Genomic DNA, 10,066 nt, shown 5'->3' with positions numbered 1-10,066 from the left:
GCGCGCCGCCTGCTAGAGTACGGGAACCAAGTACGGCGCGAGAAACAAGGTGACAATCGCAGCGATAATCATCGAGATACTGCTCATCGCCCCCTCCACCTCACCGAACTCAAACGCCTTGCTGGTACCTGCTGAGTGGGCACTTGTACCAAACAGCACGCCGCGCGCAATCGGTGTGCGAATCCGCAACATGCGAACGACGATAGGGCCAATCGTAATTCCAGTCAGTGCCGTAATGATCACAAACACCGCCGTCAAGGTCGGATTGCCGCCAAGCGCGTTGGAGACGTCCATCGCGATCGGCGTCGTGATACTTTTCGGCACCATACTTTTAATCAACGTCAAATTGAGATGCATGAGTTTCCCAATGAAATACGCTGCGACAATTGCGATGAAAACGCCGGACAGGATACTGACGACCATCTCCATGATATTCTTTCTGAGCAGCTGAAAGTTCTGGTACAACGGAACCGCGAAAGCGACGGTCGCCGGCTGCAAAAAATACGTGATGATGGAAGTGCCCGAGCGATACTGCCCATATGGAATATGCGCCACCAGCAACAACGCCACTAAGAGAAGTGGCGTGATTAATATCGGCGTCAGCAAATCAAACTTGGCCTTTTTGTAAATCCAGCGACACACGATAAAGAAAAATATGGTGACACAAAAACTGAAGATCTCAATGACCATGGCGCATTCTCCGTTTGATGATAACAAAGAGTTCCGTCATTCCACCGCTGACAATCATGACGGCAATCGTGCTCAACGCGATAACCAGCACCAAACGCAAGCCTTCCGCGCGCAAGAGCGGTAAGTATTGAATCACGCCAACCGCCGATGGAACGAAAAACAGCAGCATTTGGGACAACAACAATTTCGATCCCGGCTCCACCCAACCAACAGGAATCACCCGCAATTGGAGAAGAAGCCAAAGCAGCACAAGGCCGATGATGCTTCCGGGAATCTGCACGTGCGTCCACATCGTCACCGCGTCGCCAAACAGTGAAAAGAGCACTAGAATCGCCACTGCAACAATCTGTTTCATTTTCCCCCACCTGTCTTAAGCTGTAACTGTCTGGCTGAAAAGATCATCAAAGGGCTCAATCGATAAACGTCCGATTGAGCCGCGACAAGAACTCCCCAAACTTCGCGAGGTCTTCATCTGACCACGATGCCAACAGCGCTGCATATCGCCCATGTCGAATTTCCATGGTTTTATTTAATCTCTCGAGTCCTCGCGCGGTAATTTCAAACGCGCTCATGCGCCCATCAATGGGATCAGGAATCCGCCGAACCAACCCCTTCGCCTGCAGCGCAGCGACTTGGCGGCTGATGGTCGACCTATCCAGATGGTGTATATCCGCGAGGTCCTTCAGTCCGACGGCACCCGATTCTTTGAGTTGACGAAGCAGCAGGTACGACGGCCTATCCAGTGCTCCAAGTTGCTGATGCAGCGCGCTAAACGCCATGGCACGTCGCACGAGAAGCGCAACTTCGTATTGAATCACATCAATGTTGTCTCTTTCTGTGTCCAACATCCATCCCCCAAAACACCCGAAAGTCTCACAGCCGATTCAAAATCGCCCAAAAACAAAAATGTCCCGTACCGACGGAGCAGACGGTACGAGGCCATGGGGTTGATGCATATCTGAGGGGTACTAGGTATGCACTGATTGTAAGCCTCGGTCGTCATGCGAATCAATGAAACATGTAGACCACACATTTCCATTCACGCGTCCGCCGCACCGTCCCCACCTCTGATGCTACCGCACTTTCAATACCATCACATAAGTACGCACAAATCATCACTAAAACGCGGGCTTCTCCATTATAAACTATCACAAATTTGCACATACGCGCACAAAACGCCATAATACGGATTGCCGCCTCTTGGACAAGGGGCGTTTGTGCGCGTTCAGTTGCACGCTTTCAAGAGATAAGGAGTGAACAAGAGTGGCGTCTACACAGAAAGCCAGCATTGGCTTTGTCACACTCGTATCCATCGTGGCGGCCATTGGTGGTCTGCTTTTTGGCTATGACACCGCAGTCATCTCCGGTGCCAGCCCTTTCATGCAAATTAAATTCACACTCGGCCCCGGAATGGTCGGATGGGCCGTATCTTGCCTGATGATTGGCGCCATCGTCGGGGCAGCGTTCGCCGGCGCACTCAGCGACCGCTTCGGGCGCAAGAAGATGCTAATCACGGCAGCTATCCTGTTCTGTATCGGATCCATCGGATCCGCCATCGCCGCAACGATTACGCAGTTCGTTATCGCGAGAATCATTGGCGGCGTCGGCATCGGCGTGTCTTCCACACTGGTCCCGCTGTACATCGCGGAAATTGCACCCACGAAGCACCGCGGTCGCCTGGTGTCGCTCAATCAACTCGCCTGCGTCATCGGCATCTCGGCAATTTATTTCGTCAACCGCAGTGTCACCGAGGCCGGTACGCACGCTTGGGACGTAAACACCGGCTGGCGCTGGATGTTTGGCCTTGGTATTGTCCCTGGCATCATCTTTATGGCACTCCTATTCACCGTGCCGGAGAGCCCAAGATGGCTTGAAAAGCAAGGGCGCACAAGTGCAGCAGAACGTATTCTCGAACGCGTCAACGGCACGGAAGCAGCAGCTATAGAGATGCAAGAAATCCGTAAGTCGTTGCAGTCGGAAACGGGCACCCTCAAACACCTGTTTAAACCTGGATTTCGCGTGGCACTCGCTGTCGGCATCATCCTGGCGATTCTTCAGCAAGTCATTGGCATCAACGCGATTATGTACTATGCCCCGGAGATCTTTAAAGAAACCGGCGCCGGTACGGATTCAACCATGGTTGAAACCATTATCGTAGGTCTCGTCAACCTCGTTTTCACATTAGTATCGGTCTGGCTCATCGACAAAGTCGGCCGCAAGGTTCTGTTGCTCATCGGATCCGCCATTATGGCCATCAGCCTTCTCATCATTGGCTATGCGTTCCACACGGGCAATACGGGTACGCTCGTCCTCATTCTCGTCTTGGTATTCGTCGCCGCATTTGCGGTCTCGTTTGGCCCGATTGTCTGGCTCATCATGGCGGAAATCTTCCCGACGCGCATTCGTGGGCGTGCAACCGCTATCGCTTCCGTGGCGCTTTGGGCTGCAGATTACCTCGTGTCGCAAATGTTCCCGATTCTTCTCGACGATGCGGGCGCAGCCATTACGTTCTGGGTGTTCTGCCTGATGGCTATCTTCGCATTCTTCTTCACCCTCTGGGTGGTACCGGAGACCAAGGGCAAATCGCTCGAACAAATTGAGCGTGACTGGATGAGCAGCAATCAGAATTCGATCACCCTTTGACAAAGAGGGGTTGTCCCGGTTTGGTCACAGGACCTGACGTGGGACAACCCCCTTCTTCATTTCTCCAACCACGTACCAGCTCCCGCACTTAGACGCAACAGGCCCGCTGAAACTTCCTGATGACGACTGAAGCCTATTGAAGCCCTAACGCGGTGTTGGCATTCTGCATGTCGAGCTGAATCTGCTTCGACACATCGTGTGCGTGATACCATCCTTTTTCCATCATATAGTTACTCACTTGCTCATGCGCATAGATAGCGTCATCCAGATGCCGACGCAGCACGGCCCGAACATCCGGCGATGTCGTCTCCGTCAAAGCAATCGCATAATTCCGAACACCGGTCTTAATGGACACCAGAAGATCTGCGGTGACAACTTGATCTGTCATGGCTGCTGTACCCGTAAGATTTTCGACAATCGGGTTCATACGATCACCTCCTTCTTATTGAATGGATGTAGACGTTCCCCTAGAAAGCAACCCCTGCAAGTCTTGAATATGTTGTTTATCCGTCGACACACAAGTTTGCAGAAGGTTTTTCAATTTCTCGTCACTGACCAACGCTTTCATCGTGACGGACTTCGTCATACACACATTTTTAAACGCCAACAACTCGTGAACTTCCATCGTCTCATGCGGTGCCAACATAGAATCTGCCATGATCTTCACCTCCACTTCCACAGACTAAGGTGTCCGTCTTCCAAGACGGGCATGCGGAAGTGGCGGCAGGATGCGGTGATGGTGCGTGGCAGCGTGATCCGGCGCGCAAGCGGAAAATGTGAGGTGGCGGCGGGATGTTCGAGGAGTCCGCGCTGGCGGGGATTGTCTTAATAAGACATTCGCATGTCTGCCGGTGCCAATAAGACACGAAAAATGCACTAATGCTCGGTTTTCAGCCTTTATCGGGTAGCTTTTGAGTAGATAAGGTATTTTTTGTGTCTTAACGCTGCTGAACCTGGCCAAATCCAGAATTAGAGCAGATTTTGTACCTTATTTGCCGCGTGTCACACGATTCGCCGTGCTCCGCGCCCCGCACATGCTCCACCCGCGCGCCACCCACACGACACGCCCCCACGGCTCAACCGGATCAAGACGCCTGCCCGCACAAATTCGCGTGCAGGGTTCCCATCCGTCACAAAACATGTAGCCGTCCATGTGAAAAATCAGATTCTGTCACAATTTTGATACACAAAATGCACGATTTATCTACATGAATCAGCACGCAACCAAGGTATATTAAAAGCAAGGAGGTGTAGCCGTCATGTTAATTTATAAGATGGCAGAGCAACTACGTAAACTTCAAAAACAGGGACTCAGTGAACAGGAAGCTGCGAGCAAGCTCGGTGTAAAAACACAGTTAGGTGGGCTCAACCGCGTCGTACGCGCTCGAGAAAAAGCAAAAGCGTAACGTAACACACGATACACAGAGCAGCAGGCAATGACTATCAACAACCTAAAGACAACCCAAGGCGTCGTATCCAGTTGTCCGTGCATCACAAAATACGGATGTCCGAGTGGTGAGTCCAATGATGACCATAGGAAAAATACCGTAGGCAAAAAATCGAGCCCACTACGCCCATTTTCCGGCGACGAACTCCAGTTTTGTACCATCTGTACTCCAGTGGTGGGTAATTCCCTATTTATCTTCTCCGAATCTCAACCGCCCCTTCGTCCTCTCTTCTAGACTTATGACTCATCTTGTCTACCCATGCGCATCAAACCATTTCGAATTCTAAACAAACCTTCACACAGGCACTTCCAACTACCCCCAGTCACTTCGAACAACCGCTTCGAAAGCCACTTCTTACAGCGATGCGCGCCATCGACGCACGCCTTGACGGAGCGCTTTGTCGTCTTCCATACTGATCACATCTACGGGAGGTGACACGTGTGGAATTTCGGCAACCACTCCATATCGAACTCGGGCGAAATCCATCGACGGTTCATGAAACGACATCTGACAGCGTCATTCACGGCAAATACCGCCATATAAAAGGAATTACCATGGTCCTACTCGGCGCTGTACTCTGGGGCGTGTCCGGGACTGCCGCGCAGGTGCTATTTCAGCGCGACGGGTTAAATCCCGCTTGGTTAGTCAGCGTGCGCATGACGACCTCCGGCTTGCTACTATTGATTGCTTTGTCTGCCCGATTCGGGTTCGCGCACACCTTCGCTATCTGGAAAAATAAAAGGGATGCTTTTGGCATCGTGCTGCTTGGCATCATTGGTCTTCTTGGCGTGCAGTATTCCTACTTCGCCTCCATTCGCTATGGAAATGCGGCCACGGGTACCCTGCTTCAATACTTAGGCCCCATTTTTATCACCATTTATGTGGCATTGCGACGTCGCCGAATGCCGAGCGTCAAACAGTTGACGGCAGTCCTCATCGCGCTCCTCGGGGTGCTATTCCTCGTCACAAACGGGAATTGGCACAGTTTATCCATTGCTCCGTTGGCTGTGGTATGGGGGTTAATCTCGGCCATCACGCTCGCGTTTTACACGCTCTACCCCGCAGCATTGCTACGAACGTATGGCGCTTCCACCGTCATGGGATGGGGCATGCTCATCGGTGGCATCGGGATGAGCCTGATGGCTCCACCATGGACATTTTCCGGCCACAGCGGACCTGGGACCTGGTTTCTCGTAGGATTTGTCACGTTGTTTGGAACGCTGCTCGCCTTCTATATCTACATTGCTAGCTTAAAGTACATCTCAGCATCGGAAGCCAGTCTTCTAGCGTGCGGCGAGCCTCTATCCGCAACCATTCTCACCGTCGCGATCCTTCACGTGCCGATGAGCTGGTCCTCCATCCTCGGCGCAATCTGCATTCTAACGACGGTCACCATCCTGGCCCGGAGCAAATCAGAACAAAGCGAATGATGTAGAAACCTCAACCATCACACTGCACAAATATGGTAGAATAGGAATTGTAACCGAATTGATGGGTTACCGATTCCTATGCAGGAGGTTAACGCATGAAAAAATGGATCCCCAGTCTTGCGACCGCACTGACCGTTTTGGCTGTCAGTAGTCCTGTCGCGCTCGCTGCAACTACCAATAAACCCACGACCGGTACCCTTGTCTTAAACAACGACACCATCGCATCCCCGAACCTGATAAGCAAAGGTGGACAAACATATACACCAGCTTGGTACGTCATGCAGGTTTTGAAATCCGCCGGCATCCAAAGTACCTGGAAAGGAAATACCTGGGCCATCACCTCTACAGGCAGTCAAGTCGTTGCAAAGAAAGTCGCGAACATTCCGGATAATCAAGTTGCCGTCGTGATCGATGGAAATTCGGCGCTCAAGTTGCCAAAGCTTGTCGCAGTCGATCCGGCCTCGCACCAACGCACAACCTATCTTCGACTGACGGACCTTACAACCGTCTTGCAAAAATTGGGCCTCCAGGTGGATAACGACGGATCGTCCTTACAAGTACAAACACCTCTCGTGCATACTTTAGAGACTGCAATGGAAAATGCGCAAGCCGCGCCGAATTCTCAACTTACGGGAACGATGACGGAGCACATCCAATTTAATCTCACGCCACAAGGCCAAACAGATCTACAAGGCGCCTTGTCGTCATTGGACATGTCAATGAACATGACCGCACAAACGGGGACCGTCAATGGTGAGAAGGCCACATATATTTCGATTCAACCAACGCTGTCATCAGACGGGGACAATTCCTCCACCATCCCGTTGCCTGGAGATACAAATTCGTCGTCCGGGTCTCTTCCAACGATTCAAGAGTACATCCAAGGGACAAAAGTATGGGTGAATGAAGGACAAGGGTGGCAAGAAGAGACGAGCGCGGAACAAACGCTTACGGAACTTGAGTCAGAATTGCCGACGAACGACGTCGACTTCACGGCACTGCGGAACATTCAAGCGACGAAGAGCGGTGACACAACGACCTATACCGCAACCCTCGACAACACCGCCATCCAGCAGATGCTCTCGCCCATCATGGACGCCATTACTGCAGAAGCCTCCAGCGGCACCGACGACTCCGGTATAACCCCAGACCAATTGGGCCAACTCATCGACACGGTGCTCAAAAATATGAAGGAAACTGTACAATTCACCGTGCAACCGGTCAACGGCGAAGATCAACTGACAGCCGAAAATATGACATTGGATATGAACCTGCCAACAAAGAGCATTCCTTCGACGGATCCAACCGATGACATCACGAAAGACGTCACAAGCATCAGCTTGCACGAAACCATGAAAGTCAGCTACACCTATCAGGATGTCACCATCACGCCACCAGCAGATCTGCCAACCGACGGCGCACAATAAGCACAACCCGCAACCGCGTAACGATATTTAGGCTGCGCAAGGCGATTCTGTAGGGCCAAAGAATAGGGGAACTTGACTCAACTTTGGTCCTACTTGTGCGCCCCACAAAGATACTTCCCTCTTTAGCCACTCAATTTCGTTTACGCGGTCGAAACCCCCGTTGTCGAGACAGCAAATCTACCAAGCGTTTGTGGTGCGCGTGCAAACGCCTGCGCACATACCAATAGCCGCCAAGCAAAACCAACAGCAAAAACCCAAACATAGACAAAATCCAGTGAAAGGGAATCGCTTGATACAACTTTGGCGCGAACGTGATGGAGTTTGGGGATGATTCTTCAACGACGACAAACTGCCCGTCTAGCGCCAATAAATGCGACGTTGGCGGGAGCAAATGCGTCTGACCGTGATTGTAAAATTTCAGGTAACCTTCTTCGTCATACCCCTCGTATTTCCAATCCCCAATGACCGTCTCACCCACAGTTGCATCCCGCCAGAGCGGATTGACCGTGTTGAACGGAATAAGCCATTTGTACAGTTCAATCAACACAAGGATAAAAAGCGGGAGGGACACCAACAGTAGCCAAACGCGAATCTTTGACTTCTTCCGTTTTTTCGCCAGAAACCGTGATGGTGCCATGCTCGAACCCCCATACCGTCTCGCGAGTACCTCATACAACGAAGGCGACAAGACAACCATGCGATATTGTATGAAGCTAGGCGTTCAAGCATGAACTGGGGTGCCCAGAGGAGGATTCGATGCGCTGTCCACGTCGATGGCCTGTCCCCTGTTTAGAGAGTCAAGCTCCAGCGTTCTTCAATTAGCAATTGATTCGATAAAACGCTCATCTTCTGTTCTACAAGTTTAAAACCAAATTTTCCGTACAAATGGCGTGCGGATTTCAATGAACGATTCGTCCACAGGATAATCGTTTCGTAATGATTGAGGCGGGCAAAGTCAATCGCTTGTTGAATTAAACTCCGACCATAACCGAGCCCACGAAATTCTGGCTCGACAAGAAACAGTCGGATTTGTGCTGTTTTATCGTCCACTCTTGTTAACACAATAGACCCCTTTGGACTTTGCTGGATATCTAGAATCCATATATGCTCACTTGTCCTGTCTCCTTTGGATATAAAGTCGTTCACGCTATTCGAAATAAAATCTTTGAAAGATAAGTCATAACCGTACTCCCGATGGTAAATATCATAATGGGCGTCAATGATGTATTGCGCATCTGCATCTTCAAACGAACGTATCATCAGACCGCACTCCTTCCGGAACTTCGAAACAAAGTCTACACGTTGACGTAAGGAGAAGGTCAATGGGGACTCTGACCAAAGAAACGAAGATTCAACTGAGGATACAGATTCAGCAACGTTTATAGATGCATTGTTTACAGTGCACCTTTTCGGGCGAACATGAGGTTAAAGTCTTATGTAGTGGTGTAAATTCCACGGCTGGATCTTGACGAGAAAGCCATCGAGTGCAATCTACTAAAAGTGTCGAGCAAATAGTAGAGGAGGCACATCGATGGCTTCTACAGACAAGATCGCACTTTTGGAGCTAATCCGCAAGATCGGATTGGATGACGGGGATGTAGATTTCTTGAAAGAGGGGCTGAGAGTCCTCACCCAGGCTGTGATGGAGGCTGAAGTGAGTTCCCTGATCGGTGCTGAACGGTATGAACGCAGTGAGAAGCGCAGCAATAGCCGTAATGGGCACAGAAAACGGGAATGGGATACCCGTGTCGGAACCATTGACCTTCAGATCCCGAAGCTCCGTAAGGGGAGCTACTTCCCCAGTATGCTAGAGCCTCGGAGGAAAGCTGAGAAGGCACTGTTGTCGGTGGTTCAAGAGGCGTACGTGCATGGCGTGAGCACCCGTAAGGTGGATGAATTGGTTGAATCCATGGGAATTCAGGGGCTTAGCAAAAGTGAAGTCTCTCGAATCTGCAAAGAGCTCGACGACGTCGTGCAGGACTTCAAGAACCGCCCGCTTGAGGGCACGTACCCGTATCTGTGGCTAGATGCGACCTTCCCGAAAGTGCGAGAAGGTGGACGGGTGCAGAGCATGGCGTTTGTCATTGCCATTGGCGTACGAGACACCGGTGAGCGTGAAGTGCTGGGATTTGACATTGGCACAAGCGAAGACGGCTCATTTTGGCTCACGTTCATCCGCAGCCTGGTCGCACGTGGACTGCGAGGCGTGCAGTTGGCGATTAGCGATGCACATGAGGGACTTCGCAGTGCGATTGGCTCTGCGCTGACCGGAGCCACGTGGCAGCGCTGCCGCGTCCACACAATGCGCAATATTCTTAGCCAGGTGCCAAGAGCGTCACAGGCGATGGTTTCATCCATTGTCCGAACGATCTTTGCTCAACCGACGCAGGAAGCTGCCAAGCAGCAACTGTCTGTCGTTGTGGAGCAA

12 protein-coding genes are annotated in these 10,066 nt (G+C 51.4%); 5 read left to right on the top strand and 7 right to left on the bottom strand.

Going from position 1 to position 10,066, the window contains the following annotated elements:
* Positions 1-12 precede the first annotated feature (12 nt).
* Genes J3482_RS16405 through J3482_RS16395 form a run of 3 tightly spaced genes read right to left on the bottom strand, consistent with a single transcriptional unit; the run spans position 13 to position 1,535 of the window.
* Positions 13-690 (bottom strand): LrgB family protein, encoded by a 678-nt coding sequence (locus J3482_RS16405; RefSeq protein WP_021298549.1) that lies wholly within the window; start codon positions 688-690, stop codon positions 13-15.
* Complete coding sequence (locus J3482_RS16400; RefSeq protein WP_021298548.1) at positions 680-1,045, bottom strand: CidA/LrgA family protein; 366 nt, start codon at positions 1,043-1,045, stop codon at positions 680-682. The genes J3482_RS16405 and J3482_RS16400 overlap by 11 nt, the downstream gene beginning before the upstream one ends.
* Positions 1,046-1,100: 55 nt before the next feature.
* Entirely contained in the window at positions 1,101-1,535 is a 435-nt protein-coding gene (locus J3482_RS16395) for a MarR family winged helix-turn-helix transcriptional regulator (protein ID WP_021298547.1), read from the bottom strand.
* 418 nt (positions 1,536-1,953) lie between these two features.
* Here J3482_RS16395 and J3482_RS16390 point away from each other — a divergent pair, with 418 nt between their 5' ends.
* The gene (locus J3482_RS16390) at positions 1,954-3,333 is read left to right on the top strand and encodes a sugar porter family MFS transporter (protein ID WP_021298545.1); all 1,380 of its coding nucleotides are present in this window, start codon (positions 1,954-1,956) and stop codon (positions 3,331-3,333) included.
* Positions 3,334-3,466: 133 nt separating this feature from the next.
* Here J3482_RS16390 and J3482_RS16385 read toward each other — a convergent pair whose 3' ends face one another.
* The gene (locus tag J3482_RS16385; protein WP_021298544.1) at positions 3,467-3,760 is read right to left on the bottom strand and encodes a spore coat protein; all 294 of its coding nucleotides are present in this window, start codon (positions 3,758-3,760) and stop codon (positions 3,467-3,469) included.
* Positions 3,761-3,775: 15 nt separating this feature from the next.
* On the bottom strand, positions 3,776-3,991 hold the full coding sequence (locus J3482_RS16380) for a hypothetical protein (protein WP_021298543.1): 216 nt from the start codon (positions 3,989-3,991) through the stop codon (positions 3,776-3,778).
* 601 nt (positions 3,992-4,592) lie between these two features.
* On the opposite strand from J3482_RS16380, the gene J3482_RS16375 reads away from it, so the two are divergent.
* The 3 genes from J3482_RS16375 (at position 4,593) to J3482_RS16365 (ending at position 7,638) form a co-directional block, all read left to right on the top strand.
* Complete coding sequence (locus J3482_RS16375; RefSeq protein ID WP_021298542.1) at positions 4,593-4,739, top strand: hypothetical protein; 147 nt, start codon at positions 4,593-4,595, stop codon at positions 4,737-4,739.
* A gap of 482 nt (positions 4,740-5,221) precedes the next feature.
* The gene (locus J3482_RS16370) at positions 5,222-6,211 is read left to right on the top strand and encodes a DMT family transporter (RefSeq protein WP_021298541.1); all 990 of its coding nucleotides are present in this window, start codon (positions 5,222-5,224) and stop codon (positions 6,209-6,211) included.
* Between the two features lie 95 nt (positions 6,212-6,306).
* Positions 6,307-7,638, top strand: coding sequence for a hypothetical protein (locus J3482_RS16365; RefSeq protein WP_021298540.1), 1,332 nt, complete (start codon positions 6,307-6,309; stop codon positions 7,636-7,638).
* A 130-nt stretch (positions 7,639-7,768) separates the two neighbouring features.
* Here the strand turns inward: J3482_RS16365 and J3482_RS16360 are convergent, their stop codons facing one another.
* Both J3482_RS16360 and J3482_RS16355 read right to left on the bottom strand, forming a co-directional pair.
* Positions 7,769-8,275: a hypothetical protein gene (locus J3482_RS16360; protein WP_146824595.1), complete on the bottom strand. Its 507-nt coding sequence runs from the start codon at positions 8,273-8,275 to the stop codon at positions 7,769-7,771.
* 152 nt (positions 8,276-8,427) lie between these two features.
* A complete protein-coding gene (locus J3482_RS16355; RefSeq protein WP_021298538.1) occupies positions 8,428-8,898 on the bottom strand; it encodes a GNAT family N-acetyltransferase in 471 nt (156 codons plus the stop codon).
* Positions 8,899-9,169: 271 nt separating this feature from the next.
* On the opposite strand from J3482_RS16355, the gene J3482_RS16350 reads away from it, so the two are divergent.
* Positions 9,170-10,066: IS256 family transposase (locus J3482_RS16350; RefSeq protein WP_206922742.1), on the top strand; the 897-nt coding region annotated here is incomplete at its 3' end.

This window comes from Alicyclobacillus suci (assembly GCF_017329615.1).
Lineage (GTDB): Bacteria > Bacillota > Bacilli > Alicyclobacillales > Alicyclobacillaceae > Alicyclobacillus > Alicyclobacillus suci.
Note: the sequence above shows the minus strand (reverse complement) of the source record. Positions and strands in the feature narration are given on the sequence as shown.